Raw genomic sequence first — 26,152 nt, 5'->3', positions numbered from 1 at the left:
GAATCAGCCGGCATCTTCCACCGCAGCTACCTGCTGGTGACGCTCGGCGCCTGCGCCCTGGTGTTCCTGGCGGCCTTCGAGTCTCTTGCGGTGACCACCATCATGCCGCTCGTCAGCCGGGAGCTGGACGGCGCAAGCCTCTATGCGTTGGCCTTTGCCGGGCCGCTGGCCACCGGGGTGATCGGTATGGTGGCCGCCGGCAGCTGGTCCGACCGCAAAGGACCCGTGGCGCCGCTCCTGGCCGCGGTGGGCATGTTCGTGCTGGGCCTGCTCATCGCCGGTACCGCCGGGACCATGCCGGTTCTCGTGTCCGGCCGGCTAGTCCAGGGACTGGGCGGGGGTGCGCTGACGGTGGCCCTGTACGTGGTCATCGCCCGGGTCTACCCGCCGGTGCTGCATCCGAAGATCTTCGCCGCCTTTTCCGCGGCCTGGGTCATCCCGTCCCTGGTGGGCCCGTTCGCTGCCGGCGTCGTGGCGCAAGTGGCTGGCTGGCAGTGGGTTTTCCTCGGCGTGGTGGGACTCGTGGTCCCGGCCCTGCTCCTGACGGCCCCGTCTTTGCGCGGCCTGCACGGAACCCCGGGCGCCGCAGCAGCCGCCCCGCCAGCCCCAGGGTCGGCAGGCGGTGAGGCGGCAGCCGTGGAGACTGCCGGGGGTGCCCGTCCGCCGGGCGGTCCGGCCAAGTTGGCGTTGGCAGCCCTGGCAGCGCTCGCGGTGCTGGGCCTGAACCTGTCCGCCGAGGTCCCGGGGGCCGGCGGCGTGCTGGCGGCGGCCGCGGTCGCCGTCGCACTACTGGCCGTCCGTCCCCTCATGCCGCGCGGGACCCTGACCGCCCGGCGCGGCCTGCCGAGCGTCATCCTCACGCGCGGGCTCGCGTCCGCCGCATTCTTCGGCGCCGAGGTCTATCTGCCGTACCTGCTCGTGGAACGCTATGCCTTTGCCCCCACTTTTGCGGGCCTCACGCTCACCGGCGGTGCCATCGCCTGGGCGGCGGCCTCGGCCATCCAGGGCAGGCTGGGAACCCGGCTGGAGCACCGGCGGGCGGTGCGGATCGGCTCGGCCCTGGTCCTCGGTGCCGTTGTCCTGGCGTTCGTGACGACGGTACTGGCCTGGCCGGCCGCTGTCGCGATCGCGGGCTGGATCCTCGCCGGGGGCGGCATGGGACTGATGTATCCGCGCCTGAGCGTCATGACCCTGGCCCTCTCCACCAGGGACACAGAGGGCTTCAACAGCTCGGCCATGTCCATCTCGGATTCGCTCGGCGGCGCCCTGGCCCTCGCCGGCACGGGAGTCGTGTTTGCCGCGTTCTCGACGGCGACGACGGCGGCGGCGTCGTTCGCCGGAGTCTTCGCGCTGACGGCGGTGATCGGCGTCGCCGCCGTGGCTGTCTCGCCGCGCGTCGCCGTCGTCCCGGCTGCCGTCAGGACACGGGAGTAAAGGCACCGCAGGCGATCGCACGATCAAGGGCAGGAGCCCCGGCCGGAAGAATCCGGTCGGGGCTCCTGCACATCCCGTCACGGCGTGTCCGTGACGGGATGTCTCTGTCGAGGCTTAGCGGAGGCTCAGGGGTCAGACGGTGGTGCGGACGACTTCCTCCGAGCGGACGGCCTGCCATTCCACAATCCGCGCCTGCTGCAGCGGTGTCTTCCGGTTGAAGTGCCAGGCGGCACCCAGCAGGAGGAACCAGATGGGGGCCACGAAGAGTGCCAGGCGGGTGTCATCGGCCTGGGCCAGCGCCACGAGCATGAAGACGAAGAACGCGAGGACCACGTACGGCATGAAGGCGGAGCCGGGCATCTTGAACTTCGACGCCGCGTGCAGGGCCGGCCGACGACGGCGGAAGACGATGTAGCTGATCAGGATCATGGACCACACGAACATGGTCAGCACGGAGGCCACGGAGGTGACGATGGTGAATGCGCCGATCACGGAGTCGCCGGCGTAGAGCAGGACGAGTCCGGACAGCAGGAAGATGCAGGAGAACAGCAGCGCGTTCTGCGGGACCTTGCGGCTGCTCAGCTTTCCGAAGGCTTTCGGCGCGTTCCCGTCCTGGGCCAGGCCGTAGATCATGCGGGAGGTGGAGTAGATACCGGAGTTGGCGCTGGAGGCCGCGGAGGTCAGGACCACAAGGTTGATGACCACGGCGGCGATCCCCAGCCCGGCGAGCGTGAACATGCCGATGAACGGGCTGCTGGCGGGATCGATGGTGCGCCAAGGGTTGACGGCCATGATGACCACCAGGGCGCCGACGTAGAAGAGCAGGACGCGGACCGGGATGGAGTTGATGGCACGCGGCAGGTTCTTCTCCGGGTCCTTGGTCTCGGCGGCGGCAGTGCCCACCAGTTCGATGCCGGCGAAGGCGAAGATCGCGATCTGGAAACCGAGGATGAAGCCGAACATGCCGTGCGGGAACATGCCGCCGTCGTTCCACATGTTGGCGAGGTTGGCTACCGCGCCGTTGGGGGACGTGAAGTGGGTTGCAATCATGATCGCGCCGGTGGCGATCAGGGCCACGATGGCCACTACCTTGATGATGGCAAACCAGAACTCCGCTTCACCGAACGCCTTCACGGTGGGGAGGTTCAGGAGGACCAGCACCACGGGGGTGAGCAGCGCCGGGATCCACAAGGGGGTGCCGGGCGCGAGCTTGTCCACGTAGCCGGAGATGGCGACGATGTCCGCCACTCCGGTGACAACCCAGAAGAACCAGTAGGACCAGCCGGTGAAGAAGCCGGCCCAGGGGCCCAGGAGGTCGCCGGCGAAGTCACTGAAGGATTTGTAGTTCAGGTTGGAGAGCAGGATCTCGCCCATGGCCCGCATGACGAAAAACAGCATGAAGCCGATGATCATGTAGACGAAAATCACGGACGGGCCGGCGAGGGAGATGGTCTTGCCGGACCCCATGAACAGGCCGGTGCCAATGGCGCCGCCGATGGCGAGCAACTGGATGTGGCGGTTGCCCAGGGCTCGGGCGAGGTGCGGCTCGCGGCTCCCGGCGCCGGATGCGCCGTGGGCGGAGACGGCGGTTCCAGCAATTTCAGATGGTGCAATGTCGGATTCTGCAGTGGCCGGAGCGGCCGTGGTGATGCGTTCAGACATGAGGCTTCTTCCTTGTCACAGGCGGTCGCAGCGGGCGGGGGTTCCGCGATGCGGTCCGCACGGATCCGTCAGAGTGTGACGGAGGTAACAGTTTTGGCGGGTAGATCAAGATTAGGGCCGGTATTTGGCGGTCCCTGTTGCCGCGGCAGTCCGCGTAGGTGAACCAGCCGGTCGTTGATACGCCGTGCTGATGCCCGCCGCACGGAGGTCCGGCGAGGTGCCGGAACGGGCCCGGAACCCCCGTCTTTCCGGGGCTTTGGGGGAAGAGGCGACGCCGGTGCGGCCGTCCGTCGCAGCCGTCGGCGCCGCTCTTCCGCCACTCATCCATCCGCAGGCGCCTTCGACAACTGTCGAACATCTTAGCCTCAGTTGTCGTCCGCTGTCTTTTGTCACATTTTTTGCGCTGCGAAGGCGGCTCCGCCGGCGCCTGCAGCCTAGTTGGTGCCGATTTGGTCGCCGCCGATGTGGACGATGGCGACCTCGACGGACACAGGCTGCGGGCTGAAATGCTGCCGCACTGCGGCGGCCACCGCACGGGCCACGTCCGGCGCCGGGTACGCCCCGCTCACTCCGATGCGCGCCTTGACCGTCGTTACCGCTGTGCCGGTGCCGGCCTCGGTGACGTCCACCGGAGACGGTGTTGCTCCGCCCACGGCGGACCGGGCCGCCCCGGCAATCGTCTGCCACAGCGGGCGTGCCGGATACACCGTCGTCACGCCGTCGACCGCCAGGATGATCTCACGGAGTTGTGCCGGCAGCGACGCCGCGGAGAACGCTGCGGGAGCGAGCACTCCGGAAGAGCGCGCTGCAGCGGGTGGCGCCACGGGTGTTCCGTTCCCGGGAAGCAAGGGCTCGGTCATGACTCCTCCTGTGGAGTCGGCGGGGCGCCGGGCACGGGGGGCTGCTCCGGATGCTGGGGTTCGGGGTTCAGGGGCTCCGGCTTTCGGGGCTCCAAGACATCGGTGATGGTGACGTCGATCGCCGTGATGTTCAGTTCGGTCTGCCGGGCAAGGGCGGCGGCCAACTTCCAGCGCAGGGTGGCGGCGCGGTCCTCCAGCGGATGCCCGTACACGACGGCGAGGTCGACGCCCACGGTGATGGGCGCCCCGGGCCGGGTAACGTCCCCGTACAGGCGGCATTTTCCGGCGGCGGTGCCGGGAAGCGAATCCGCCACGGAGCGGATCAGCGCCGAAATTGAGCCCTCTGTCTCGGTGAGGACGTCCCCGGGTGAGTCGGAGCGCAGGGGAATGATCCGGCCCGGCCGCAGTTCCAAGCGCAGGTTGCCCAGGATCGTCTTCATCCAGTCATCGCTTCCGCTGCCGGCGGCGGCGGTGTCGGCGTCGAGCAATTCATGGCCCAGGGCCGAGAGGCTTCGCAGGGATGCCAGTCCGGACTGGCATTCGGGACAGTCCGCAAGGTGGCCCGGATCGCCGATCCGTCCGGTGTCCAGGTATTCGCTCAGGTCTGCAAGGCTGTGCCCGCAGCTGAGCATGTCGCCGGGAGCGCTCATCGCCAGTCCTCCATTTCGCGGGCCAGGGTGATGCGTGCCCGGGCAAGGCGGCCGCGGACACTGGCAGTGCTGATGTTCAGGGTTTGCGCAATTTCCTCATAGCTCTGGTCATTGAACTGCTTCAGCACCCAGCAGCGGCGCTGCTCCTCGGGCAGGGCGGCGAGGGCGGCCTTGAGGGCGTCCATTCGGGAACCGCTCAGGGCGGCGCTTTCCGGATGGTCCTGGTGAGCGATCCCCGCGCCAGCCTCTACCCTATGGTCCAAATCCCCGAGGTTGGAACGGTTTCTCCGCTTCCGCAGGTGGTCGATGCCGCGGCTGCCGGTAATGCGCAGCAGCCAGCTCTTCACCGCGTCGCCGTCGCGCAGGGTATCGAGCTGCTTCCAGGCCTGCATGAGCGATTCCTGCACGACGTCGTCGGCGTCGGCGAGGGAGCCCGTCAGGCGGCGGGCGCAGACCCGCATGAGGGGCCGTGCCGGCGGGCCAGCGCCTCAAAGGCTGCCGTGTCGCCGTCGGCGGCCCGTCCGGCCAGCAATGCGTCCGGTACGAGGTCCAATTGATGTGGCGCCGAGGGTGAACCAGTCACGAGTCTGTCGCTTTCCTCTGCTTCCATAACGGGCCTTCCGTGCGGGGAGTCCGGCCCTACTCCTTGCTGAAGCCTTCCTTGAACTTCCGCGCGGCGTCCTTGAGGTTTTCTCCGATGTCGGCGGCGGCGTCCTTAAACCGTTCGCTGGCCTCCTGCAGCTTGGCGCGGGCCTGCTCCTGCTGGCCTTCGCGCTTGAGGTCCTCGTTGCCCGTCAGCCTGCCGGCACCTTCTTTGGCCGCACCGATGTGGTGGATGACCGTGTTGTTGGCCTTGTCGTCGGTTCCCATGATGTTCCTTATTTCTGTCATTACTAGGTGACGCGGTAGAGCCGTAGGTCCGCCCGGGTTAGCGGGTGCGATCAGGTCCAGCCAACTTTGTCCTGGTGCCACTGGTGATTCGGACCAGAACCGGAAGCGGATGGCCCAGCAACGCGTCGATACCCTGGACCAGGTCCTCTGCGGTATCCGCCATCTATCGGGGGGATGCTCCCTGCCGGGCCTGCAGCCGCAGCCGGAGCCCCGTTTTGCCCCTGGATTCCCAGGCTGAGACCGATGTCCCGAGTACCAGGCGGTTGCCCTCGAGTGCTTGCTTGACGGCCGCCGCGATGAGCCCCGTTTCGACCACGGTGGTGCCGCGGTCGCCGTCGGCCTCCCGGCCGACCCTGGGTGTCCGGCCGCCGCCCTGCGATGCCAGCCAGGCGATGCTCAGCCCGGCCGCCAGGATGAGCGCGGCGACTCCCGCCACGGCCCACCAGGAGCGGGCCGGGCCCGGAAGCGGTGCCGAGTCGAAGAGACTTCCGGCATGGTCCATGAGGGACGATCCCGTGGCCGCCCAGCTGGCCGCAACGCCAGGCATCATCCCGGCGGCAGCCGTTGCCGCCCCGGCTGCGAGCAGCACGAGCCCGGCCAGTGCCAGTAGGATCCGGTTCAGTGCCCTGTTGGTTTGACTCATTGCCCCAGGGCTCCTTCCTTTGAGACGTGGATTGTGGGGGTGATCCGGCGGTCCAGGGAGTACGCGGCGAGTTCGTCGTGGACCGCAGTGCCGATCGCGTCGCGGTCCACGGCAACGCCCGACGTCGGACGCACCTGGACCCGGACGGCCCGTTTGCTAACCGTGGTGGTGACCTGCCCTGGTGCGAGCCCCGCGCTGAGGCGCGCCCGCCGGGACACTGCCGATGCGATGACCTCGTCATCGACCACCACGGCGCTCCGGTCGCTGTGGAAGGCATGCCGAGACCGGCGGCCGCCCGCCGTTGCGGCGGCGAGCAGCACCAGGCCAAGGACCGCCAGACCGGCTCCGGTGGCAACCAGCCCGGCAGGGATTGTCTTGTCCGGCACGCCGGCGAGCCAGTGCCCCAGTTGGCCGGGGCTGGCGAGGACCGGGTTATCCCGGAGCAGCGCCAGCACTGATTCGAGCGCAAGCCAGAGGAAGACGACAGCGAGAACACTCGCCGTCAGTACTGATGCTGTGGCCCGGGAGGAGTGGATTTCCCGGCGGACCAGGCGCCGGAGGGATCGGTCCTGGTTCATGTGACCCTCCTCTGGTGGTTCCTGCCGCCCGGCGCGTCCACCCTGGCCGTGTCGGAGGACTGTTTGGCCCCGCTGAGTCGGATGTCCACCCTGCCCAGCGTCCTGCCGGTGAGGTCCAGTCCGCGGGCGATGATGGTTGTCCGGGCCGCCCGGGACCGGTCGAACAGTGTGCCGCCGTCCTTCCCCTGGCGGCTCATCCCCTGGGGGTCCAGCAGCGGCGCGAGCGCCAGCTGCACGGAGACCGTTGCGGCGAGCCGGCCCGAATCGTCGTCCAGCGCCGCCGCGACGTTGGATCTGGGAACGCCGAAGGCGCTGGCGGCGATGGTTTCGACGGTGTGCTTCAGGGCTGCCGGGGTGATGCGTGTCTGCCCCGCCCGCGTCATGAGGAGGAGGAGCGCTTGCCGCGCAAGGCGTACATTACGCCGCCGAGGTCCAGCCGGCCTTCGGCGGCGCGGCCCAGCACGGCCCCTGCCCCCATGAACAGCGCGGTGAGCAGGAAGCCCCAGAACCCGAAGGCCAGCGCCGCTGCGGCCAGGACGGCTCCGATGGCCACGCCGGCCGCCGTGGGGCTCAAGCCACCCTCGGCTCAGTCCGGGCGTCCTCGGCATCCTCGTCATCGGAGGGCACGTGGATGTCGGTGATGGTGATGTTGACCTCCGTCACCTCCATGCCGACGAGGTCCTCGATGGCCGTGTAGACGGCGTCGCGGGCGTTGTCCGCGACTTGCTGGAGCGGGTGCGGATATTCGACCACAAGGGTGATGTCCACCGCGACCTGGGTCTGGCCGACTTCCACGCTGACGCCCTGGGTGAGGTCCTTCTGGCCGACCTTTTCGCGCAGGGTTCCGAGCGCGCGGGCCGCTCCGCCGCCCAGGGCGTGCACTCCCTCGATTTCCTGGATCGCGATGCCGGCGATCTTTGCCACGACGCCGTCGGCCACAGTGGTGGCGCCGCGCCCGTCGTGGCCGGCTGGCTGCGCAGAGCTCTCCAGCGCAGAGCTCTTCAGTGCAGGGGTCTTCCGGGCAGGGTTGTTCAGCCCGGGCGCCTTCGAGGTGGCTGCCGGGCCGGTCTGGCCGTGGACGTCTGCCGGGGTGTGCGTCTGGGTCGTCAATGCAATCACTCCTGATCGGTTGGGGAAGGCGCTCCGCGGCGCCGTCATAAGTAAGACGGGTCCGGAGCGGACTTCCTCACGGTCGAATCAGGGTGAACTGCATCACATGAGGTTTGGGGGCAAGCCGCGCTATTGGGCGGCCAGCCGGGTGGCGCGCAGTACGGCGTCGGTGAGGGACGCCGCCTCGCCTTCGGGGCCGGTGACGCTGCGATGCCGGCTGTCGAGGACTTCCAGGCGCCATTGGGGCTCCTCGATCCGGAGCTCATGTGCAAGCTCCTCGGCGGTGAAGAACTTCTCCGGCGTGTGGTGCCCGCCCCACGGCGGCAGGCCGTCGGGGTGGTGGCCGACGATCAGCAGGGTGCCGCCGGTACGTACCGCGGCCGCGGCGAGCTGCAGCGCCTGCTGCCACGGCATCTGGGTGGAGTGCAGGAACTGGGCCGTGACGAGGTCGAACAACCGGTCCGGGACCCACGTGGCCAGATCCTGCTGCACCCACTCGATCTTGGCCGACTGGCCCCGTTCCTGAGCGTGGGCGGCCGCGCGTTCAAGGGCGACCGCCGAGACGTCCAGGGCGGTCACGGACCAGCCGCGGGCCGCTAGCCAAATGGCGTCCGCGCCCTCGCCGCAGCCCAAATCCAGGGCCTCGCCGGGACTCAGATGCGCAACCTCCGCGATCAGCTGTGGATTCGGTTGCCCGCTCCACATCCGCGGGCGGCTGCTGTACTTTTCGTCCCACATCCGGGCGGTGCTGACCGGCTCCGCAGGATCGGCGTGATGCTCGTGGCTGTGTTCCGTCATGGTTTCCCCTCATCGTGGTGGGCGGCCGCGTTAGGAAGGCCGTTTTCCGATTGGCTGTTTGCCGGCGCTCCGGTCTCCGGCGCAACGGTTTCCTGCGGACTGTGCCCGACGGCGGCAGGCACGACGGCGGTGACGAACCCGGCCGGCGCGGACCGCCGTCGGGTCTCCCGGCCGAAATTCCTGTGTTCCTCGAGGACCAACCCGTAGGACCCGACAAAGTCCGCGGCACTCTTCCTGGCCGGGGGAGTGTTGTCGATGCCGAAGGTCAGGGGCTCGCCGACAAAATTCGTCGCAGCCCGCGCGTACCGCATGTAAGGCGACCGCGAGGCGACGATTTCCTGAGAGAAGTAGTCAAAAGCCACGACGCTACCGGGGGCGGTCCCGGCGATCCTGCGCAGTGTCGCTTCGACGGAGGCCCGGTCCAAGTACATGGTCACCGCCTCCCAGAGGAAGAACGCGGGCCTGCCGGGGTCAAACCCCGCGGCCACCAGCTTCTCCATCCAGTCCTCGGTCTCGAAATCGGCGGACACATAGGTGGCCAGGTTTGTGGGTAGGCCCGCCTTCTCGAGCATTGCGATTTTGTGGGCCTGGGTTCGGGGCATATCGATTTCAAAGTAGCGCACGCGGTTCTCCGGTGACAGTCTGAACACCCGGGTGTCGAATCCCGCCCCGAGGACCACGAGCTGGTCCACGCCGGCAAGATGCCGCTGGATGGCGGCGTCGTAGTAACTGGTCCGCGCTGTCGACTGGTGGTGCATGGGCGCGCGCCCCCGGTAGGGATAGCGGTAGATCCTGGGAACGTAGCCCGTCAGCAGGTGGCCCACCAGGGTGGGTGCCGTCTCCAGCCGGAACCCTTCCTGGGACACATTCGGCATCACCGCCATGAGCCGGTCCGCAGGGCCATCCGGCCTCGTCTGCAGCCGGTGCTGCATACAGCGGGTGTAGAGGGAGGCGAACACGGTGGCCGAGACGCCGGTGCGCCGGCTGTACGCGAGCATTCGGGGGACGGTCGCGACGTAGGCCGCCACCCCCAAGGGAAGCAGGGCCAGTTGGATGACCCTAAAGGTTCCAGCGGCAACTATTCCCGGCATCGTTGCCCGTCTCCTCTCGCCACCCCATCCGCCCACCATGCTCCTCCGGGACCGAAGCGCGGTCAACAACGACGCGGGTCAAGGGCGGACGGACCTGCGGACACATGGAAATCACGCTCCGGAAACCATTCCGAAACCTCCATCGTGAATGCTGGGCACAGGACGTTGGACCGCTGGGGAAGGCACTGATCATGGACGTTGAAGAAGCACGGCACATCCGCAGCTCAAGTGAGCTGAACGTGGGGGACGAGATCGAGGCCTGGCACAACGGCAAACTCTTCCACCGGGGCACCGTAACGCAGACGGTCACGGCCGTGGACCTGTTCTGGATCCTGGACTCCCGGACGGGGACGCGTCGCCTGATCGACGCCGAGGCACTCGTTATCCTGCGGGCAGCGGACCCGGGCACAGCCAAGGCGGCGTCCCGGGCAGCCGCCCGCCCGCCCGCCCAGCCGTCCCACATGCCGCTGTTCCAAGCGCCCAGCCTGGCCGGCTAGGAGCTGCACCAAGGTCACGGAAACGGGATCCGGCCCGGCCGGATGCTAGACTGGTGAAACTTGATGTGCAGTGATGCCCACTCATATTCGGTTGACCGGCTTCGGTCCATCAACCGGATCTCCTGCCGGATTCCTTCGGGGCCCGCCCGCAGGGAGTGGGCTTTTTCATGTGAGAGGCACATCCTGCGTCGATGAACGCGTTCCATTTGGTCCTGGCCGCCGCTAGCTGAAGTTTGGCAGCAGCCCGGTTGACCACCTGACTTTTCTTCGGCGAACCCCTGAGCCAACCGGCGCCGGGGGCCGATATCCGCATGGATACCGCCTGAAAGACCCTGAACTTATGACTACTTTTGCTGCCCTCGGCACGCCCAAGGCCCTCGCTGACACCCTCACCGCACAGGGGATCGTTGAACCGTTCCCCATCCAGGTCAAGACCCTCCCGGACACCCTGGCCGGACGCGACGTCCTGGGCCGCGGCCGCACCGGCTCCGGCAAGACCATCGCCTTCGCCATCCCGCTCGTGGCACGACTCGCAGAGCGCGAAGCCAAGCACTTCCGCAAGCCAGGCCGCCCGATGGGCCTGGTCCTCGCACCGACCCGCGAGCTGGCCACCCAGATCAACGCGACCATCGAGCCGATGGCCAAGGCCATGGGCCTGAACACCACCGTGATCTACGGCGGCATCTCCCAAGCCCGCCAGGAAAAGGCCCTCCGCGCCGGCGTCGACATCGTCATCGCCTGCCCGGGCCGACTGGAGGATTTGATCCGCCAGCGCATCCTGACCCTCGAGGGCGTCGAGATCACCGTCCTTGACGAGGCCGACCACATGGCCGACCTCGGCTTCCTGCCGGTCGTCAAGAAGCTCATGGACATGACCCCCAGCCAGGGCCAGCGCCTGCTGTTCTCCGCCACCCTGGACAACGGCGTGGACAAGATCGTCCAGCGTTACCTCTCCAACCCGCTGACCCACGCGGTGGATGAATCACAGGCCGCGGTGACCACCATGGAACACCACGTGCTCGTGGTCAACGACCAGACCGTCAAGAAGCAGCTGATTGTCGAGCTCGCCTCGGGTGCCGGCCGCCGGGTGCTCTTCCTGCGCACCAAGCACCACGCCCGGAAGCTGGCCAAGACCCTGACCGACGCCGGCATCCCCGCCGTCGACCTTCACGGCAACCTCTCGCAGAACGCCCGTGACCGCAACCTGGCCGAGTTCGCCTCCGGCGAGGTCCGCGTCCTGGTCGCCACCGACGTCGCCGCCCGCGGTGTCCACGTCGACGACGTCGAGCTCGTCATCCATGTGGATCCGCCCACGGAGCACAAGGCGTACCTGCACCGTTCAGGCCGTACGGCCCGCGCGGGCTCCGACGGCACCGTGGTCACGCTGACCCTGCCGGAGCAGCAGTCCGACGTCAAGAAGCTCATGAAGGCTGCCGGCGTCGAGGTTAACTTCGAGCGCGTTACCGCCAACTCGCCGCTGGTGGCCGAGCTCGTGGGTGAGATGGCCGACAAGATCGATCCGCGCACCCGTGCCGCACTGCTGGCCGCCAAGGCCGCCCAGCACGGCGGCGGCACCTCGACCGGCGCCAACGCCGAGCGCAAGCGCGCCCGTCGCACTACCCAGGCCGCACCCACCGCGGGTGGCCGGGGCGGCCGTGGCGGACGCGGACGCGTCGGAGCCGAGGCTCCCCGCACCGATCTGCCGCGTGCCGAGCGCCGCGCCGTCGCCTATGAAGGCCAGGCCGCTGCCCGGAACGCCGCAGAGCGCGTCGCGGAGAAGAACCAGGACCGCGCCGACGCCGAGCGCGCCGAGCGCCGGAATGCGCGCGGCCGTGGCCGCGTGACCGCTTACGGGCACCACAACGATGTCCCGGCCGCCGGCGGACGTGCCGCTGCAGGCCGCGGTTCGGACGGACGCGCCGCAGAAGGACGCAGCGACGCCCGGGGCGCTTCGGCTCCCCGCAGCGGTGCTCCCCGGACCGGCGGTGCTCCCCGGACCGGCGGCGCTCCCCGCACGGGGGCTTCGGCTGGCGGCCAGCGCAGCGGACGTCCGGCAACGGGCCAGCGTGCCGCTGCCGGTGCCAAGTCCGGCGCAAACTCGGCGGTCTGGTCCTCCAACACCGGCGGAACCTCCGGCGGATCCTACGCAGGCGGCGGCAACGGCCGCTCCAGCGAAGGCCGTCCGGCACGCAGCGGCGGCCCCCGCCGCGCGTCGGCCCCGGCGTCGAACGAACGCCGCAGCCGCTAGGGTTCGGGTTTTCGCTACATAAAGTAGCTGGCGATACGCAAAATGCCGGTCGCTACGGGTATTCCCGCAGCGACCGGCATTATGCGCAGCGCAAGTCACGAAGCCTAGCGCCAGCTACCAGCCGCGGGCGCGCCACTCTTCCAGGTGCGGGCGTTCCGCACCCAGTGTGGTCGGCATCCCGTGGCCCGGGTGCACCACGGTGTCATCCGGATACACGTCGAACAGCCGCTCACTCACATCGGTGATCAGCTGGGCAAACCGCTCCGGATCCTTCTGGGTGTTGCCCACGCCGCCGGGAAACAGCGAGTCTCCAGAGAAAATATGAGCAGGGCCGTCCGGGTCCTGGTAGACCAGGGCCACCGAGCCCGGCGTATGACCCCGCAGATGGACTGCGGTCACGTCGAACCCGTCGAAGTTGCCGACGTCGCCGTGGTCCAGCAGCACATCGACCTTCACCGGCAGTTCGGGGGCGTCCTCCGTCCCGGCCGCCGTCTTCGCCCCGGTTGCTTCCGCCAGTTCCGGCAGGGCACGGACATGGTCCCAGTGCTGGTGGGTGGTGGCAATCAGCTCCAGCTTCGGCGTCGCGGATGTATCCGCTGCGGCGTCCGCGAGGAGCCCCTGGATGGCGGCCAGATCATCGGCCGCATCGATCAGGAGCTGCGCGCCGGACGCCTTGGCCGTGAGCAGATACACGTTGTTGTCCATCTCGCTGACCGAAATCCGGCGGATGGTGATGTCACGTAGCGAGTGAATGAGTGAGTCCATGGGCTTCAGTCTAGGACGCGCTATTCCCGGCCCTGGGACACCCAGCTGGGGTCTGCGGAACGGGAACCGACGACGGCGTCCGCGGCGGCGTCCAGCGTCTCCAGTTGCGCCGGCGTCAGGTCCAGCGACAAGGCGCCGAGGTTCTCATCGATCCGGTCTGCCTTGCGCGTGCCGGGGATGGGGACCACCGGAAGCCCGAGCTTTCGGCCTTGGGCCAGGAGCCAGGCCAGCGCCACCTGGGCCGGCGTTGCCGGTTTCCCGGACACGGAGAGCTCAGCGGCGACGGCCCGTACTGCGTCCACCACGTCCTGGTTTGCCGCGGCAGCGTCCTGGGCGAAGCGGGGGATGTTGCGGCGGAAGTCGTTGCTGCCCAGCGTCGAGGCGTCCAGGGTGCCGGTGAGAAATCCCCGGCCCAGCGGCGAGTATGGCACGAAGCCCACCCCGAGCCCGGCCGCGGCAGGAACAACGTTGCGTTCCACATCGCGGCTCCAGATGGACCACTCGCTCTGGACAGCGGCGATCGGGTGGACGCTGCTGGCTTCACGCAGCTCCTCGGCCGTCACTTCGGACAGGCCCAGGTGCCGCACCTTGCCGGCCTGCACAAGCTCCGCCATGGCCTCCACGGTTTCCACAATCGGAACGCGGAGGTCACGGCGGTGCATGTAGTACAGGTCGATGGTGTCGGTACCGAGCCGCTGCAGGCTGCGATCCACCGCCTGTTTCACGTAGGCCGCATCGCCGCGGATATCCGTGTAGCCGGCCGACGGGGTCCCGACCAGGCCGAATTTGGTGGCCAGCTGGACGTCGTCCCGCCGCTCCTTGAGCAGCCGCCCGATCAGCTCCTCGTTGCTGCCGCCGCCGTAGATGTCCGCCGTGTCCAGGAACGTGACGCCGGCGTCGAGGGCGTGGTGCAGGGTCTTCAGGGCCTCGACCAGGTCCACATCCCCGTAGACAGGGGTCAGGGCCATGCCGCCGAACCCCAGGGGGCTGACCGTGAGGCCGTCGCCGAGCTGGACTTGTGTTGCCGTCATCTGGGTCTCCATTCGCACTGTGAGTGGTTCCGTCCTTGCCAAGAACCCCTGAGTGCGCGCGGCTATTCCGGGCCCCGCCGGAGGATCTTCCCCCACCTTTGACGCTTGCGGGGCCAGTCCGACTGCGCGTCCCGGGGCGCGCCGTCGTCCTGCCTCAAACGTGGGGAGATTCCGCGGGGGACGGTGACAGCTCAGCCTCCGGAGCTGCCGCGTCCCCAGCCGGCAGCAGTTTCAGTCCCGCTGCGCAGCCGACAATCCCGGCGATGAATACCAGCTTGAGCGGACTGGCCGGTTCGACGCCGGTGGCCATCGCCCAGCCGACCGTCAGCGCCGCGCCGATCCCCACCCAGACCGCGTAGGCGGTGCCGAGCGGGATGCGCTTCACGGCCGTGCCGAGCCCCACCATGCTGAGCGTGGCCGTCAGCGCGAACACGAGGGTGGGCAACGGCCGGCTGAGCCCGTCGGACAGTCCCAGGGCCGTGGCCCAGACCGCCTCCAGCACGGCGGAAGCGAGCAGGATCAGCCATGCGGCTGGTGATCCCGGTGCCCTATTCGTGCCCATCCTCACGCCACCAGCTTCAGGCCGACGACGCTCGCGGCAATCCCGCCGAGCAGCAGGAGGCGGGCCGCCGTCGGGCGTTCAACCCTGGTGATGATGGCGTACGCGGAGGTCAGAACGACGCCTACCCCCACCCAGACGGCGTAGCCGGTGCCGGTCGGGATGGACTGCAGGGCGACGGCGAGGCCGCCGGTGCTGGCGAGGACGGAGACGAGGAAGATAAGGGCCGGGATCAGTCGGCGGCGGCCCTTGGCCTGCGAGGTGCGGTGCAGGGCGGCGGCCCAGACGGCCTCCAGGGCCCCGGAAAGGATGAGTATTAGCCACGACATGACAGCTCCTGTGGCCAGTCTTGTCGCGTGCCGGGTACTGAACCGTCGTCCGGAGGCCCGGAAAAGGGGGCCTTGGAATCCAAGTTTAGCAACTTCGGCGTCACGGCCCGGCGGCGGAGCCGGCGGATGAGCCCGGCGTCACAGTCCGTTGTCACAGTCCGGTGGCGTCGCTCCAGACCGTGAACGTGCGCCCCACAGGGTAGTGCCTGCACGGCTCGTCCGGCGCGGTGAGGTCTCCGGCGTCGATGTCGGACGCCGCTGAGGCCACGGCCCGGCCGTCGGCGTGGACCAGGGTTGCCCGGTCTCCGATGCGACGCAGGGCCGGCATGGCCCCGCGTTCAAGGCGCTGAACCGTGACGTCAATGCCCACGATTCCTGCGACCGGCCCGTCCGGATGGGTGAACACTGGGTGCGTGAAGGTCAGGACGTACTCGTCGCTGCACAGGAAATCCACGTAGGGCCCGGTGACATGCGCCTGGCCTGTTTCCACCGGGATCCGGAACCATTCAGCCTTGACGTAGCGGCTGATGGAGTTGGGGCTGAAGTTGGCCAGGGCGTCCACGGGTTCCAGGTCCGGACCCTGCCACCACGCGATGTAACTGCGCTCCGGGCCGAGCAGCCCGGCGTTGGCAATGAACCCCGCGCCCGCCGCGTAGCCGTCGGGCAGTTGCACCAGGTCCTCGACCACCGGCCGGATGAGTTTGTCCACGGCGGTGCCCGTAACCTTGCCGGACATGGCGGCCAGGGCTGCCCCGGCATCGGCGGCCCACGCCGCAAGCCGGTGCTCGATGCCGGCGATGGTGGAATCGAGCTCGGCGACGGCCCGGTCGGCGGACGCCTGGGCCGGGCCGGCCCCGGCTGGCGCGGCGGAGGGACCTGCTGCGGAGGGACCTGCGGTGGAGGTGGTGTCGGACATGGTTACTGCCTTAGCTCGAGGGTGCCGGTGCGGTTAGGGAAAGCGCTCAGTGGGGTGCAGTCAATAGCGTTTGGCCTGCTCGGTCAGCAGCCAGTCGGTGGTGGCGGCAATGAGGGCCTTGACCCCGGTTTCGGCGGCCGCCGGCTGGTGGGCTTCGATGGCTGCCGCCACGTCCTCGAGGATCAAAGTGGTACGCCCGCGGTAGCCGGAGTCCGCGCAGGGCAGCAGCGTGAGGGTGCCGAGATCGGCCTGCAGCCGGATCAGCTCGCGGGCCAGCCGCGCGGAGCGGGCAATCGCCGCGACTTCCAACAGGAACTCGGACAGCGCCAGGCGCCAGCTCAGGGAGTCGTCGTCTGCCGCCGGGATGAACGAGCGCAGCGTGGCGACGTCGGCGGCGTCGGAACGCCGGGCCGCGACACCTGCGCAGGCCGCCGCGATCGCCTGGTAGTGCAGTGCCAGGTCTCTGATCTGCAGCCGGCTCACCTCGTGCAGTTGGGCCAGGGCCCGTTCCCGGGAGGGCAGCACGTTGTCGGCGATGAAGCTCCCGCCGCTGCGGCCGCGCGCGGTCCGGATGATTCCCGAGGCCCGCAGCTGGGACAGCGCTTCCCGTGCCGTCACGGCGGACACCCCCAGGGCCGCGGCAAGTTCGGTTTCGTTCGGGAGCCGTTGGCCGCTGGTCAGCAGCCCTGTCTCCACCGCCTGTTCGATCCGGGCGCACACTTCGTCCACGAGCCCGCGGGATTTGATCGGCGTGAACACGGCCGCCAAGCTCCGGGAGGCGCCCTTCGGCGACAACAACATCAGGGCCTCCCTTCCCTCCGGCGGCCCGCGGCCGCCCCGGCTGAAGCATCCGTGCAGGAACCGAATGCAGCGTCTAAGTGCAGCGTCCGAGACCGTCTTCCGGGAGCGGTGCCGCCGGGCGCCGTCCGGGCTGATGTCATCCTAATCCGGGCTTTGCCGAAGGGTCTATACATAAAACCTATGAAGTAATAGCATTTTGGCCAGCAGCCCAGTGTGGACTGGATCACAGGCCGCTGCGTGGCTCTCCCGTGGACGATCCGGCAACGAAGTAAGGCGCACCGCATGACCGAAACACTGGCCGCTGGCACATCCACCGGAACCGACGAGGTTCCGGCGATACGGCTGCGCAAGCTCACCAAGGTTTTCGGGGATACCGTCGCGGTCAACGCCGTGGACCTGGACATCCGCCACGGGGAATTCTTCTCCATGCTCGGCCCGTCCGGCTCCGGCAAGACCACGGTGCTGCGGCTGATCGCCGGCTTCGAACTGCCGACCTCCGGCACCATTGAACTCGAGGGCAAGGATGTCACGGCGAAGGCGCCCTTCCAGCGGGACGTCAACACCGTCTTTCAGGACTATGCCCTGTTCCCGCACATGTCCCTCGTGGACAACGTCGCCTACGGGCTGCGGGTGCGCGGCATGCCCGGGAACCAGCGCCGGGAGCGGGCCCGGGAGGCCCTGGATCGCGTCCAGCTGGGGAAGTTCGTCGGCCGCAAACCCGCCCAGCTCTCCGGCGGCCAGCGACAGCGCGTTGCCCTGGCCCGGGCGCTTGTCGTCGAGCCGAAGGTCCTCCTGCTGGACGAGCCGCTCGGTGCCCTGGACCTGAAGCTGCGACAGCAGATGCAGGTCGAACTCAAGGAATTGCAGCGCTCGCTGGGCATCACCTTCATCTTCGTCACCCACGACCAGGAGGAGGCCCTGACGATGAGCGACAGGATCGGGGTGTTCAACAACGGCAGCATCGAGCAGATCGGTACGGCACACGAAATCTATGAGCGCCCCGGCGACATTTTCGTGGCTAATTTCGTCGGCACCTCCAATATTTTCGACGCCGGCCAGGCCCAGTCCGTCTACGGCCGGGCCGAGCCGCTGTGCATCCGGCCCGAGCGGCTGCGCGTCGCCTGGGCCGGGGAACCGGAGCGCCGGGCCGGCGTCACGTCCCGGTCCGGATCGGTGACGTCGTTCGTATACGTCGGGCACGCCACCCAGGTGCGCGTGCAGCTCGACGGCGGCCCCGCCGTCGTCGCGCTCGTCCCGGAAAAGCTTCCCGGCAGCGACGCGGAGCTGGTGAACCGGCCCGTTACCGTCAGCTGGGACGACGACGCCGTCGTCTGGCTTCCGGCGCACGGCTCCTGACGCCGGGGCGTGGAGGGCAGACACCCGGCCGTCCGCGCGGCGTTTCCACCCCGCGGATTTTCAGTCCCAGCGATTTACCCCTACATCGATTCACCCCCATCGAAAGGTAAGGATCATGGCACCAAGAACGAAGGCCTCCCTCGTGGTCGGGGTGGTAGCGGCGGCGGCGCTCGCGCTGGCCGGCTGCGGAACCAGCGGCGGATCGGGTTCCTCGCCGTCGGCGCAGCCGACCAAGACCGAGATCGGCACCGGTGAAGGCCAGCTGTCCATCCTCGGATGGCCCGGGTACGTCGAGGACGGCAGCAACGACCCGGCGGTGGACTGGGTGCATCCGTTCGAACAAGAGACCCAGTGCAAGGTCAGCTTCAAGCCCTTCGGAACCTCGGACGAGGCCGTGACGCTCATGCGCACCGGGCAGTACGACGTCATCTCCGCCTCCGGCGACGCCTCGCTGCGCCTGATCGCCGGCCAGGATGTGCAGCCGGTCAACATGAGCCTGCTGAAAAACTACCCGGACATCTATCCGTTCCTGAAGGACAAAGCCTGGAACACCGTCAACGGCGTGAACTACGGAATGCCCCACGGCTGGGGCGCCAACCTGCTGATGTACTCCACGGACAAGGTCACCCCGGCGCCCACCTCCTGGAGCGCGGTGTTTGACGACGCCGCCAAGAACACCGGCAAGGTCACGGCCTACGATTCGCCCATCTACATCGCCGATGCCGCCGTCTACCTCATGGCGCATAAGCCGGAGCTGGGCATCAAGAACCCCTACGCCCTCGACAAGGACCAGCTGGCCGCCGCCGTCGATCTGCTCAAGCAGCAGCGCACGCACATCGGCGAGTACTGGAGCGATGTGGTCAAGGAGGTCCAGGCCTTCACATCAGGGAGCACCGTGGTCGGCACCACCTGGCAGGTGGGGGAGAACATCGCGGTCGCAGGCGGCGCCAAGGTTGCGACCCTCCTTCCGTCTGAGGGTGCCACCGGTTGGTCGGACACCTGGATGATCGGGTCCAAGACCAAGAATCCCAACTGCGCCTACAAGTGGCTGGACTACATCGCCAGTCCCAAAGTGAACGCCCAGGTGGCGGAGTACTTTGGTGAATCCCCTGCCAACGCGAAGGCCTGCGAACAGACCAAGGATCCCAAGCATTGCGAGACCTACCACTCCGGTGATGCAGCCTATGCCGAAAAGATCTGGTACTGGACCACTCCGGTCGCCGAATGCCTCGATGGCCGCAAGGACGTCAAGTGCACCGACTATTCGGAATGGACCAAGTCCTGGACGGAAATCAAGGGCTGACTCCGGCAACGGACCGCACCGCATCCGGAAAAGAACAGCCGGCCCCGACGGCCGGCAGAAACTAAGGCGAGATGGCACAACAGATGCAACAGCGTCCGCCCGGCGCACCCCGTGACGCCGGGGCTGTACCGCGGGCGAAGGCCCACGCGTTCTCGGCGCTGCTTCACCGCTCACCCCGGCTGAGGCTGGCCGCGCTGCTCACAGCCCCGGCAGGGTGGCTGGTGCTGGTCTACATCGCCGCCCTGGCGGCGCTGCTGATCACCGCGTTCTGGACGGTGGACACCTTTACCGGAGAGGTGTCTACCGTCTGGACCACCGAGAACATCGTCACGGTCCTGACCGATCCGGTGTATCAGCGGATCACCCTGCGGACCTTGTGGATCGCCGTGGCGGTCACCGTGATCGACATGATCCTTGCGTTGCCCATCGCGTTCTTCATCGCCAAGGTGGCCAGCGCCCGCTGGGAGAAACTGCTCGTGGTGGCCGTGCTGATGCCCTTGTGGGCCAGCTACCTCGTCAAGGCCTACGCCTGGCGGAATGTCCTGGCCGAGGGCGGGCTGCTGGAGTGGCTGGGGGCTCCGATCGGCCTGTCGTCTCCGGGCTACGGCGAGACCGCCGTCATCGTGACTTTGTCCTACATCTGGCTGCCGTACATGATCCTGCCGATCTACGCGGGCTTTGACCGGGTGCCCGACTCCCTGCTGGAAGCCTCCGGAGACCTGGGCGCGAAGCCGCTGACCACCATGCGCCTTGTGATGCTTCCGCTGCTGGTGCCCTCCATCATCGCGGGCACGATCTTCACGTTTTCCCTGTCGCTGGGGGATTACATCACCGCGCAGATCGTCGGAGGAACCACCCAGATGCTCGGCACCGTGGTGTACGCGAACGTCGGCGCCGCGAACAACCTCCCGTTTGCCGCCGCGGTGTCGCTGGTTCCGATCGCCATCATCATGTTCTACCTCTTCATCGTCCGCCGCACCGGCGCCCTGAACAACCTGTAGCGCGAGGAGCATCATGAGACTTTCCCGTAGCGCCAAGGTGGTCCTGGGCATCGTTTCCGGGCTGGTGCTGTTGTTCATCTACACCCCGCTGATGCTGGTGGTGGTGAACTCGTTCAACGCGGACCGGACGTTCGGCTGGCCGCCGAAGGGCTTTACCCTGGAGTGGTGGGGCAAGGCTTTTGACTCGCCCGGCGTCAGGGATGCCGTCGTGTCCTCCGTATGGGTGGCGGTGGTGGCAACCATCATCTCGCTGGTGCTGGGGACCCTGCTGGCGATGTCATTGCAGCGTTACAAATTCTTCGGCCGCGACATCATCAGCCTCCTGGTGATCCTGCCGATTGCGCTGCCCGGTGTGGTCACGGGCATTGCCTTGAACAACATGTTCACCACCATCCTGGGCGTGCCGCTGAGCCTGTGGACGGTGGTGATCGCCCACGCGACGTTCTGCATGGTGACCGTGTTCAACAACGTCATTGCGCGGCTCCGGCGAACGAGCGCCGGCCTGGAGGAAGCCTCCGCCGACCTTGGCGCCGGCGTCTTCACCACGTTCGGCCTGGTGACATTCCCCCAATTGCGTTCGGCCCTGCTGGCCGGCGGTCTGCTGGCCTTCGCGCTGAGCTTCGACGAGATCATCGTCACCACGTTCACGATCGGGGCCGGCGAGACCACGTTGCCGATCTGGATCCTGCAGAACCTCTTCCGTCCGAATCAGGCGCCCGTGGTCAACGTCGTGGCCGTCGTGCTGATCGTGGTCTCGATCGTTCCCATCTGGCTCGCTCAGCGGCTCTCGGGGGACTCGGTAGGCGTCAGCGGGGCCCGCGTGAAAGCGGACTAAGGCTTGTCCCTTCGTCGTTAGACCGTCGCGTCGATGGAGACGACCGCCAGGAAGCCGCGGCCCAGGATTTCCGGCGTCGCGGTATCGGAGCCGACGACGGCGTCATAACGGTTCAGCTCGACGGGCACCGTCTCCGTCCCGGGAGCGCTCGCATCGGGCACGAGGCCGCCCGCGGTCCCGGGGCTGACGGTGGCCTGGCCCTGCAGGAGGATGCCGAACTGGCCGGCGAACACCGGATGGGCGCGCTTCTTGGACAGCTCGATGATGGACGTGTAGCCCTTGAAAGCGCCGTTGCGGGTGATGACGTTCAAGTCCCGGATGTCGCCGGTGGGCAGTGCCCCGGCAGAATCCGCGTCGCCGGAGAACCGGAACGGACGGTACTTCTCAAGCGGATGCTCGGCACCGTCCACGGTCAGGAGCAACAATTCGCCGTCAATGACCGTCAGCACGCGGTCCATCCCGGCGAAGGCCGAGAATGCCCCGGCTTTGGAGACCTCGGCAATGCTGAGGCGCCAGTCCCACCCGCTGTCATCCGCTGTGTTTTGCAGGGCGGTTCGCGCGGACGCGGTCCGGGGCTGGCGTGCCAGTTCGCGGGTCACCCCGCCGCCGTTGCGCCAGGGGTGGGCTTTGAGCTCGGCATAGCGGATGATCTCCATGGCTTCAGCCTATCGGCCCGCCCCGACCCACCCCGGCTGCGGGCGCTGACGCAAAGTCGGCGCTCGCTGTCCGGTCTTGCTACCGTCAGAGGCAGGAAGCGTGCAGAAGGAGCCCGAATGTTTGTCAAAGTGTGCGGTCTCAGCACCCCCGAGTCGGTCCGCACCGCTGCCGAGGCGGGCGCGGACGCGGTCGGCTTCGTCCTGACCCGCAGCCCCCGGGAGGTCACCCCGGATCAGGTCAGGGGCCTGCTCACCCACGTCCCGCCCGGGCTGCCGGCGGTGGGGGTGTTCCGGCACGAACCGGCGGCCGACGCTGTCGCCGCGGCCCGTGAGGCGGGCCTGGCCTGGGTCCAGCTCCACGGCGACCGCTCACCGGCGGACGTCCGGACGGTGCACGACGCCGGGATGAAGCTGATCCGGGCCGTCACCATGGGTGCCGCCCCGGAAGCCTTCGACAACTGGGGCGAGGAGCTGCTCCTGATCGACGCCACCGTCCCCGGCTCCGGCGAAGCCTGGGACTACGGCTCCGTCCGGGCGAAGGCTCTTGGCGGGCGGACATGGCTCCTCGCTGGCGGCCTCGATCCCGCCAACGTGGCCCGGGCGGCGGCGGAGGCCGGTGCCTGGGGCGTCGACGTCTCCTCCGGCGTCGAGTCCGCCCGCGGCGTCAAGGATCTGGCCAAGATCAAGGACTTCGTGCGGGCCGCCAAGTCCGCGGAATAAGGCCGGCCCGCCCCGCACACGCAGCATCGGGCACACAACACAGGCATGCACAACACGGGGCACGCACCACAGCGCACATGCGGGAGAGTGGCAGCCGGGGAGGGTTCCCTGTCTGCCACTCTCCTGGCGGGCTGGCATCAAGCGATGCTCCCGCCGCCTCACCTGTCCGCGTAGGGTCAGTTCCTATGAGCGTTTGATGATGACGTCGTCGATGTACTCGTCGCCCTTCTGCCGGTAGTGCTCGGCGCCCAGCTGAACCTTGCTCAAGCTGCTGCCCAGCATCTTGACGCTCGTGCTGCTGTACCTCTGCACGCCGTCGAACCACACCTGGATGGTTGACGTGCTGCCATTGGCGGTCACCCGCATGCTGACGTGGTGCCAGGCGCTCAAAGTGATGCTCGAGGAAATCAGCTTCGTGTAGACAAAGGTGCCGTCCGGTGCGGTCACGCGCAGCCACAGCTGCCCGTTGCTGTTGTACCGGTAGATGTCCGCAACCCGCGTGGAGCCGGAGAAGAACCGGAAGTACGGAACGTCATTGCCGGAAACGCCGATAACGGTGATGTTGAACCAGCCGTCCGCGTAGGAGGTCTTCGTTCCCGAGGGAAAGGCCGGGGCAGAGAGATTTGCCAGCGAACCGGAGTCCGTGGTCACGTGCAGCTTGGCTGATTTCGCCCCGGTATGTTTCGTCGTGCTGGAAATAGTTGCCGTGCCCGTTCCGGCTACTTGGGGGACAAGGCCACACCAGCCGCCCGCCTCAAAACTTGTGGCGAGTACAAGGGTGCCAGGGTACGAGTTTGTCGGGGCAGGACTACAGGTTGCGGCGGTAGCCGCCTGGGCGGAACCGAAAACAAGGGAACCGGCTACGAGCAATCCGAGCGTCCCCACCGTGCTGAGTGCTTTGAGTTTTCTCATTGACGATACTTTCCGTGCTTGGTTCGACTTGTTTGGGTGGGCTTGTGCCTCTGCACCGAGCGGTCCGGCTTCGTTCACGCGAGCTGTGCCAACTGGACCAGCTCCACTACGGCCGAGATGCCGACTACGGCCAGCAAGGCTGCAGTGATGATCTTTACGGCCCTCGGCAGCGCCTGGTCCGGCTTCAATACGCGCAGTACATCGCAGCTCACGAGTGCCGCCACTGTGGCCAGTCCGATCGCGACGATGATCATTTTGCACGCACCAGGACGCGCTTTGGCCTCTTGAGCTCGATGCCCAGGAAGGCGAGGGTCAGGATCGACAGGATGCAGACTCCTGCCGGAGGTGACCAGAGCCGTGCATAGATCATCGCCGTCGCCACGAGGGTGGACATCGTGAGGCTGAAGGCAATTGCGATGGCGATGCTGAGGGGAAGCGCGCCAGTAGCCTGGGCTGAGCGCGGGGGGTCGAAGCGGAGCAGCAGCACCAGCGCTGTCCCGGGACCGGCCAGCATCAACAGGCCAATCACCGCCAGGCGCAGCCCCTCGGGGCCGACGAACGAGAGCGGTATGGCGGCCACGGCGACGGCTGCCGTCGCGTAGCTCACGTAGCTGCGTTCACTTGGCATTGCTAACTCCTTCGATGTGAAAAATCACGCCGCCGGCGTTCTCGTAAACCTTCGTCCAGCCCGGAGTGGTGGCGCAGGTGGCGACAAAACGTTGAAGATCGCCCGCGGGAGTGGAGCCGCGAAGATCGGCGGCCTCCTGCTGGCTTTCGGTCACGATGAGGTACGCGCCCGCTTTGCGGGCGATTTGGCTTGCCGCGTCGCAGGTAAGCGGCGCCGCGTTGGGGACGGGCTCGGCAGCAACGAGCGCCCGGTAGTCATAATCCGCGTAGTGCTGGAATCTCCACGGGGTGTTGCGAACTGCCTCGATGAGGATGGAGCCGGTGGGCGCCATCGAATAGAGGCGGTTCACTACAGCGATTTCATCGTTATTGAAGCTCTCCATGCTGTCATTTCCGTAGCGGGAAACGACTGTGGATGTTGCCAGCACTGCGCCCATGAGCAGCAGACCGATGGCTCGCCGCATGCCCAGCCCGGCGGACTTGTCCGACATCAGCGGCAGCACCACCAGGCACACGGCAAACGGCAGGCTGAACAGATACAGGCGCAGGAGCAATTCGCCGCCATACGGCTGGAGAGGAATCAACACCAGCGGCGCAAGGGCCCCGGCCGCTGCCGTCAGCCACGGCGCCTTCCGCCGGTAGCCCACAAAGGCCCCGACAGCGGCGAGAATCCAGACCAGCGCAACCTCGGCCATGCGCGTATACACGACGAACACGTGGGCATCACTGCCTGAGACCCTGGTACTCAGCGCACCGAAGCTGTTCGCACCGATGTCACCGAGCGAGCCGAACAGTTGGCCGAAGTGCCCCTGCAGGAAGGCTGACGCCGCAAAGAGCAGCCAGCCGACCGGTAGGACCACGGCAAGAACCGGCAGGAAGCGCAACCGGAGACGGCCGGTCAGGAGCATTGCGGCCAGGATGGGGATCACGGCAAAGGGGGTGAGCTGATGTGAAGCCGTCATGGCGAGCAGGATCAGCCCGCAGACCACAACGAGCACTGCCGTGTCCGTCCGGGGCGGTTCCATGATGCCCTGCCGGGGGACCGCGCCGTCCAGCTTGCTGACATTGCGGGAAAGCCATCGCGAGAGCCGGGTGCGTTCCGTGGGCCACGCCCACCCGCCAAAGACGCTCAGCAGGCAGGCAATCAGGGTGAGCAGGAGGAAGAACGAATAGGCCTGTGGCGACAGATAGTCTTGTCCAATCCAGCTGGCCAGGTAGAAGATCCAGACGGCCGCCCACGCCTGGCGCGGATTTGCCGTCAACCGCCGGGCCAGGGCCAGCAACGGTGCCAGCATGAGGATGTTGATCCCCACCGGCGCCCACGTTGCGATACCCATAAGGTCCTTGGCTCCCGACGCTCCGGAGAGCATTCCCAGAAGGTTGAAGAATCCGGGCCAGTTGAAGTACGCGTCCAGGCTGGGATCCAGCTGACCCGTTTGGGCAATGTTGTCGGCAATGCCTAGATGGCGGAAGCTCGCCTCAAGCCGGGGCAAGCCGTGGATGACGGGATCGGCACCATTCAGGACTACCGCCGTGACCAGAAGTTGCCAGGTCAAGAGCGCCGGAACGAGGCGGCGGAGGCTCAGCGAGGCGACGAATCCGACCAGGCTGAGTGCGAGTGCGACAAAATAGGCTGGCGGGAGGACGTCGATGAGTCCGGCCCCGCCGATCCTCAGGGGGTCGACCTGCGTCATGCTCCAGACGCCGAGGACGAGGGCGACCGCGGCCACCGCAGCCAGAGCGCCGACATGCCACGTCGGAGTCAGGCCGAGGTTACGGTGGGTGGGCGGTTTGGCACCGCCGTCCCGGAGTCGCGCATCATGCCGGTGGGGGGTGCGCACAGGGGGGCTTGCTGCCATTTCGTGTGTCATGATTTCTC

31 protein-coding genes and 1 riboswitch are annotated in these 26,152 nt (G+C 67.6%); of the genes, 8 read left to right on the top strand and 23 right to left on the bottom strand.

Features of this window, described 5'->3' with window-relative positions:
* The first annotated feature begins 12 nt into the window (after positions 1–12).
* Positions 13–1,434, top strand: coding sequence for an MFS transporter (locus ABD243_RS12260; protein WP_344366081.1), 1,422 nt, complete (start codon positions 13–15; stop codon positions 1,432–1,434).
* 132 nt (positions 1,435–1,566) lie between these two features.
* Here the strand turns inward: ABD243_RS12260 and cycA are convergent, their stop codons facing one another.
* The 12 genes from cycA to ABD243_RS12200 all read right to left on the bottom strand — a co-directional run bounded on the left by cycA (position 1,567) and on the right by ABD243_RS12200 (position 9,717).
* Complete coding sequence (cycA, locus tag ABD243_RS12255; RefSeq protein WP_344365992.1) at positions 1,567–3,096, bottom strand: D-serine/D-alanine/glycine transporter; 1,530 nt, start codon at positions 3,094–3,096, stop codon at positions 1,567–1,569.
* A gap of 434 nt (positions 3,097–3,530) precedes the next feature.
* Positions 3,531–3,956: a hypothetical protein gene (locus tag ABD243_RS12250; protein ID WP_344365988.1), complete on the bottom strand. Its 426-nt coding sequence runs from the start codon at positions 3,954–3,956 to the stop codon at positions 3,531–3,533.
* Positions 3,953–4,606 (bottom strand): Asp23/Gls24 family envelope stress response protein, encoded by a 654-nt coding sequence (locus ABD243_RS12245; protein ID WP_344365985.1) that lies wholly within the window; start codon positions 4,604–4,606, stop codon positions 3,953–3,955. The genes ABD243_RS12250 and ABD243_RS12245 overlap by 4 nt, the downstream gene beginning before the upstream one ends.
* The gene (locus ABD243_RS12240; RefSeq protein ID WP_425547186.1) at positions 4,603–5,067 is read right to left on the bottom strand and encodes an RNA polymerase sigma factor; all 465 of its coding nucleotides are present in this window, start codon (positions 5,065–5,067) and stop codon (positions 4,603–4,605) included. The genes ABD243_RS12245 and ABD243_RS12240 overlap by 4 nt, the downstream gene beginning before the upstream one ends.
* Before the next feature lie 178 nt (positions 5,068–5,245).
* A complete protein-coding gene (locus ABD243_RS12235) occupies positions 5,246–5,476 on the bottom strand; it encodes a CsbD family protein (RefSeq protein WP_344365983.1) in 231 nt (76 codons plus the stop codon).
* Positions 5,477–5,660: 184 nt separating this feature from the next.
* On the bottom strand, positions 5,661–6,140 hold the full coding sequence (locus tag ABD243_RS12230; RefSeq protein WP_344365980.1) for a hypothetical protein: 480 nt from the start codon (positions 6,138–6,140) through the stop codon (positions 5,661–5,663).
* The gene (locus ABD243_RS12225; protein ID WP_344365977.1) at positions 6,137–6,718 is read right to left on the bottom strand and encodes a hypothetical protein; all 582 of its coding nucleotides are present in this window, start codon (positions 6,716–6,718) and stop codon (positions 6,137–6,139) included. Before ABD243_RS12225 ends, ABD243_RS12230 begins: the two co-directional genes overlap by 4 nt.
* Complete coding sequence (locus tag ABD243_RS12220; protein WP_344365975.1) at positions 6,715–7,101, bottom strand: hypothetical protein; 387 nt, start codon at positions 7,099–7,101, stop codon at positions 6,715–6,717. Before ABD243_RS12220 ends, ABD243_RS12225 begins: the two co-directional genes overlap by 4 nt.
* Complete coding sequence (locus tag ABD243_RS12215) at positions 7,098–7,292, bottom strand: DUF2273 domain-containing protein (RefSeq protein WP_344365972.1); 195 nt, start codon at positions 7,290–7,292, stop codon at positions 7,098–7,100. Before ABD243_RS12215 ends, ABD243_RS12220 begins: the two co-directional genes overlap by 4 nt.
* Positions 7,289–7,723, bottom strand: a complete 435-nt coding sequence (locus tag ABD243_RS12210) for an Asp23/Gls24 family envelope stress response protein (protein WP_425547191.1) — start codon at positions 7,721–7,723, stop codon at positions 7,289–7,291. The genes ABD243_RS12215 and ABD243_RS12210 overlap by 4 nt, the downstream gene beginning before the upstream one ends.
* 234 nt (positions 7,724–7,957) lie before the next feature.
* The gene (locus ABD243_RS12205; protein WP_344365970.1) at positions 7,958–8,626 is read right to left on the bottom strand and encodes an SAM-dependent methyltransferase; all 669 of its coding nucleotides are present in this window, start codon (positions 8,624–8,626) and stop codon (positions 7,958–7,960) included.
* Entirely contained in the window at positions 8,623–9,717 is a 1,095-nt protein-coding gene (locus ABD243_RS12200) for a class I SAM-dependent methyltransferase (RefSeq protein ID WP_344365968.1), read from the bottom strand. The genes ABD243_RS12205 and ABD243_RS12200 overlap by 4 nt, the downstream gene beginning before the upstream one ends.
* A gap of 191 nt (positions 9,718–9,908) precedes the next feature.
* On the opposite strand from ABD243_RS12200, the gene ABD243_RS12195 reads away from it, so the two are divergent.
* Positions 9,909–10,214, top strand: a complete 306-nt coding sequence (locus ABD243_RS12195) for a hypothetical protein (protein ID WP_344365966.1) — start codon at positions 9,909–9,911, stop codon at positions 10,212–10,214.
* A 340-nt stretch (positions 10,215–10,554) separates the two neighbouring features.
* Positions 10,555–12,462: a DEAD/DEAH box helicase gene (locus tag ABD243_RS12190; protein WP_116767238.1), complete on the top strand. Its 1,908-nt coding sequence runs from the start codon at positions 10,555–10,557 to the stop codon at positions 12,460–12,462.
* A gap of 114 nt (positions 12,463–12,576) precedes the next feature.
* Here the strand turns inward: ABD243_RS12190 and ABD243_RS12185 are convergent, their stop codons facing one another.
* From ABD243_RS12185 to ABD243_RS12160, 6 genes are all read right to left on the bottom strand, one after another.
* Complete coding sequence (locus tag ABD243_RS12185) at positions 12,577–13,227, bottom strand: MBL fold metallo-hydrolase (protein WP_344365963.1); 651 nt, start codon at positions 13,225–13,227, stop codon at positions 12,577–12,579.
* Positions 13,228–13,247: 20 nt separating this feature from the next.
* Positions 13,248–14,270, bottom strand: a complete 1,023-nt coding sequence (locus ABD243_RS12180; protein WP_344365959.1) for an aldo/keto reductase — start codon at positions 14,268–14,270, stop codon at positions 13,248–13,250.
* 142 nt (positions 14,271–14,412) lie between these two features.
* Entirely contained in the window at positions 14,413–14,820 is a 408-nt protein-coding gene (locus ABD243_RS12175; protein ID WP_344365957.1) for a DMT family transporter, read from the bottom strand.
* Positions 14,821–14,822: 2 nt separating this feature from the next.
* Positions 14,823–15,146, bottom strand: a complete 324-nt coding sequence (locus ABD243_RS12170) for a DMT family transporter (RefSeq protein WP_344365954.1) — start codon at positions 15,144–15,146, stop codon at positions 14,823–14,825.
* Positions 15,147–15,155: 9 nt separating this feature from the next.
* Positions 15,156–15,223: riboswitch (guanidine-III (ykkC-III) riboswitch) on the bottom strand.
* Positions 15,224–15,297: 74 nt separating this feature from the next.
* Entirely contained in the window at positions 15,298–16,062 is a 765-nt protein-coding gene (locus tag ABD243_RS12165) for a cache domain-containing protein (RefSeq protein WP_344365952.1), read from the bottom strand.
* Between the two features lie 60 nt (positions 16,063–16,122).
* Positions 16,123–16,863, bottom strand: coding sequence for a FadR/GntR family transcriptional regulator (locus tag ABD243_RS12160; RefSeq protein WP_116767232.1), 741 nt, complete (start codon positions 16,861–16,863; stop codon positions 16,123–16,125).
* 282 nt (positions 16,864–17,145) lie between these two features.
* Between ABD243_RS12160 and ABD243_RS12155 the strand changes: the two genes are divergently transcribed.
* The 4 genes from ABD243_RS12155 to ABD243_RS12140 all read left to right on the top strand — a co-directional run bounded on the left by ABD243_RS12155 (position 17,146) and on the right by ABD243_RS12140 (position 21,358).
* Positions 17,146–18,219 carry an ABC transporter ATP-binding protein gene (locus ABD243_RS12155; protein WP_116767231.1) on the top strand — a complete coding sequence of 358 codons (1,074 nt, stop codon included), beginning with the start codon at positions 17,146–17,148 and terminating at the stop codon, positions 18,217–18,219.
* Between the two features lie 115 nt (positions 18,220–18,334).
* Entirely contained in the window at positions 18,335–19,522 is a 1,188-nt protein-coding gene (locus ABD243_RS12150; protein ID WP_344365938.1) for an ABC transporter substrate-binding protein, read from the top strand.
* A gap of 71 nt (positions 19,523–19,593) precedes the next feature.
* On the top strand, positions 19,594–20,523 hold the full coding sequence (locus ABD243_RS12145; RefSeq protein ID WP_344365934.1) for an ABC transporter permease: 930 nt from the start codon (positions 19,594–19,596) through the stop codon (positions 20,521–20,523).
* Between the two features lie 13 nt (positions 20,524–20,536).
* Entirely contained in the window at positions 20,537–21,358 is an 822-nt protein-coding gene (locus ABD243_RS12140) for an ABC transporter permease (protein ID WP_344365930.1), read from the top strand.
* 17 nt (positions 21,359–21,375) lie between these two features.
* On the opposite strand, the gene ABD243_RS12135 is transcribed toward ABD243_RS12140, so the two are convergent.
* A complete protein-coding gene (locus ABD243_RS12135) occupies positions 21,376–22,014 on the bottom strand; it encodes a HutD/Ves family protein (protein WP_344365928.1) in 639 nt (212 codons plus the stop codon).
* 117 nt (positions 22,015–22,131) lie between these two features.
* On the opposite strand from ABD243_RS12135, the gene ABD243_RS12130 reads away from it, so the two are divergent.
* Positions 22,132–22,734, top strand: a complete 603-nt coding sequence (locus tag ABD243_RS12130) for a phosphoribosylanthranilate isomerase (protein WP_344365925.1) — start codon at positions 22,132–22,134, stop codon at positions 22,732–22,734.
* Between the two features lie 183 nt (positions 22,735–22,917).
* On the opposite strand, the gene ABD243_RS12125 is transcribed toward ABD243_RS12130, so the two are convergent.
* The 4 genes from ABD243_RS12125 to ABD243_RS12110 all read right to left on the bottom strand — a co-directional run bounded on the left by ABD243_RS12125 (position 22,918) and on the right by ABD243_RS12110 (position 26,132).
* Positions 22,918–23,385, bottom strand: coding sequence for a hypothetical protein (locus ABD243_RS12125; RefSeq protein ID WP_344365922.1), 468 nt, complete (start codon positions 23,383–23,385; stop codon positions 22,918–22,920).
* A 335-nt stretch (positions 23,386–23,720) separates the two neighbouring features.
* On the bottom strand, positions 23,721–23,900 hold the full coding sequence (locus tag ABD243_RS12120; RefSeq protein ID WP_344365920.1) for a hypothetical protein: 180 nt from the start codon (positions 23,898–23,900) through the stop codon (positions 23,721–23,723).
* Entirely contained in the window at positions 23,897–24,274 is a 378-nt protein-coding gene (locus ABD243_RS12115; protein ID WP_344365918.1) for a hypothetical protein, read from the bottom strand. The genes ABD243_RS12120 and ABD243_RS12115 overlap by 4 nt, the downstream gene beginning before the upstream one ends.
* Positions 24,264–26,132 carry a hypothetical protein gene (locus tag ABD243_RS12110; protein WP_344365916.1) on the bottom strand — a complete coding sequence of 623 codons (1,869 nt, stop codon included), beginning with the start codon at positions 26,130–26,132 and terminating at the stop codon, positions 24,264–24,266. The genes ABD243_RS12115 and ABD243_RS12110 overlap by 11 nt, the downstream gene beginning before the upstream one ends.
* Positions 26,133–26,152 lie beyond the last annotated feature (20 nt).

The sequence above is a fragment of the Arthrobacter humicola genome, from assembly GCF_039531445.1.
Taxonomy (GTDB): Bacteria; Actinomycetota; Actinomycetes; order Actinomycetales; family Micrococcaceae; genus Arthrobacter; species Arthrobacter humicola.
The sequence above is the reverse complement of the archived record's forward strand: the minus strand, read 5'-3'. Positions and strand labels throughout refer to the sequence as shown.

What these genes read in the sequence shown, in the direction of transcription:
- cycA (WP_344365992.1), bottom strand. Translation starts at nt 3,096, where the DNA reads ATGTCTGAACGCATCACCACGGCCGCTCCGGCCACTGCAGAATCCGAC.
- ABD243_RS12195 (WP_344365966.1), top strand. Translation starts at nt 9,909, where the DNA reads ATGGACGTTGAAGAAGCACGGCACATCCGCAGCTCAAGTGAGCTGAAC.
- ABD243_RS12200 (WP_344365968.1), bottom strand. Translation starts at nt 9,717, where the DNA reads ATGCCGGGAATAGTTGCCGCTGGAACCTTTAGGGTCATCCAACTGGCC.
- ABD243_RS12180 (WP_344365959.1), bottom strand. Translation starts at nt 14,270, where the DNA reads ATGGAGACCCAGATGACGGCAACACAAGTCCAGCTCGGCGACGGCCTC.
- ABD243_RS12235 (WP_344365983.1), bottom strand. Translation starts at nt 5,476, where the DNA reads ATGGGAACCGACGACAAGGCCAACAACACGGTCATCCACCACATCGGT.
- ABD243_RS12205 (WP_344365970.1), bottom strand. Translation starts at nt 8,626, where the DNA reads ATGACGGAACACAGCCACGAGCATCACGCCGATCCTGCGGAGCCGGTC.
- ABD243_RS12250 (WP_344365988.1), bottom strand. Translation starts at nt 3,956, where the DNA reads ATGACCGAGCCCTTGCTTCCCGGGAACGGAACACCCGTGGCGCCACCC.
- ABD243_RS12145 (WP_344365934.1), top strand. Translation starts at nt 19,594, where the DNA reads ATGGCACAACAGATGCAACAGCGTCCGCCCGGCGCACCCCGTGACGCC.
- ABD243_RS12120 (WP_344365920.1), bottom strand. Translation starts at nt 23,900, where the DNA reads ATGATCATCGTCGCGATCGGACTGGCCACAGTGGCGGCACTCGTGAGC.
- ABD243_RS12140 (WP_344365930.1), top strand. Translation starts at nt 20,537, where the DNA reads ATGAGACTTTCCCGTAGCGCCAAGGTGGTCCTGGGCATCGTTTCCGGG.
- ABD243_RS12175 (WP_344365957.1), bottom strand. Translation starts at nt 14,820, where the DNA reads ATGGGCACGAATAGGGCACCGGGATCACCAGCCGCATGGCTGATCCTG.
- ABD243_RS12185 (WP_344365963.1), bottom strand. Translation starts at nt 13,227, where the DNA reads ATGGACTCACTCATTCACTCGCTACGTGACATCACCATCCGCCGGATT.
- ABD243_RS12230 (WP_344365980.1), bottom strand. Translation starts at nt 6,140, where the DNA reads ATGAGTCAAACCAACAGGGCACTGAACCGGATCCTACTGGCACTGGCC.
- ABD243_RS12115 (WP_344365918.1), bottom strand. Translation starts at nt 24,274, where the DNA reads ATGCCAAGTGAACGCAGCTACGTGAGCTACGCGACGGCAGCCGTCGCC.
- ABD243_RS12130 (WP_344365925.1), top strand. Translation starts at nt 22,132, where the DNA reads ATGTTTGTCAAAGTGTGCGGTCTCAGCACCCCCGAGTCGGTCCGCACC.
- ABD243_RS12165 (WP_344365952.1), bottom strand. Translation starts at nt 16,062, where the DNA reads ATGTCCGACACCACCTCCACCGCAGGTCCCTCCGCAGCAGGTCCCTCC.
- ABD243_RS12170 (WP_344365954.1), bottom strand. Translation starts at nt 15,146, where the DNA reads ATGTCGTGGCTAATACTCATCCTTTCCGGGGCCCTGGAGGCCGTCTGG.
- ABD243_RS12220 (WP_344365975.1), bottom strand. Translation starts at nt 7,101, where the DNA reads ATGACGCGGGCGGGGCAGACACGCATCACCCCGGCAGCCCTGAAGCAC.
- ABD243_RS12190 (WP_116767238.1), top strand. Translation starts at nt 10,555, where the DNA reads ATGACTACTTTTGCTGCCCTCGGCACGCCCAAGGCCCTCGCTGACACC.
- ABD243_RS12240 (WP_425547186.1), bottom strand. Translation starts at nt 5,067, where the DNA reads ATGCGGGTCTGCGCCCGCCGCCTGACGGGCTCCCTCGCCGACGCCGAC.
- ABD243_RS12135 (WP_344365928.1), bottom strand. Translation starts at nt 22,014, where the DNA reads ATGGAGATCATCCGCTATGCCGAGCTCAAAGCCCACCCCTGGCGCAAC.
- ABD243_RS12225 (WP_344365977.1), bottom strand. Translation starts at nt 6,718, where the DNA reads ATGAACCAGGACCGATCCCTCCGGCGCCTGGTCCGCCGGGAAATCCAC.
- ABD243_RS12160 (WP_116767232.1), bottom strand. Translation starts at nt 16,863, where the DNA reads ATGTTGTTGTCGCCGAAGGGCGCCTCCCGGAGCTTGGCGGCCGTGTTC.
- ABD243_RS12155 (WP_116767231.1), top strand. Translation starts at nt 17,146, where the DNA reads ATGACCGAAACACTGGCCGCTGGCACATCCACCGGAACCGACGAGGTT.
- ABD243_RS12110 (WP_344365916.1), bottom strand. Translation starts at nt 26,132, where the DNA reads ATGGCAGCAAGCCCCCCTGTGCGCACCCCCCACCGGCATGATGCGCGA.
- ABD243_RS12245 (WP_344365985.1), bottom strand. Translation starts at nt 4,606, where the DNA reads ATGAGCGCTCCCGGCGACATGCTCAGCTGCGGGCACAGCCTTGCAGAC.
- ABD243_RS12150 (WP_344365938.1), top strand. Translation starts at nt 18,335, where the DNA reads ATGGCACCAAGAACGAAGGCCTCCCTCGTGGTCGGGGTGGTAGCGGCG.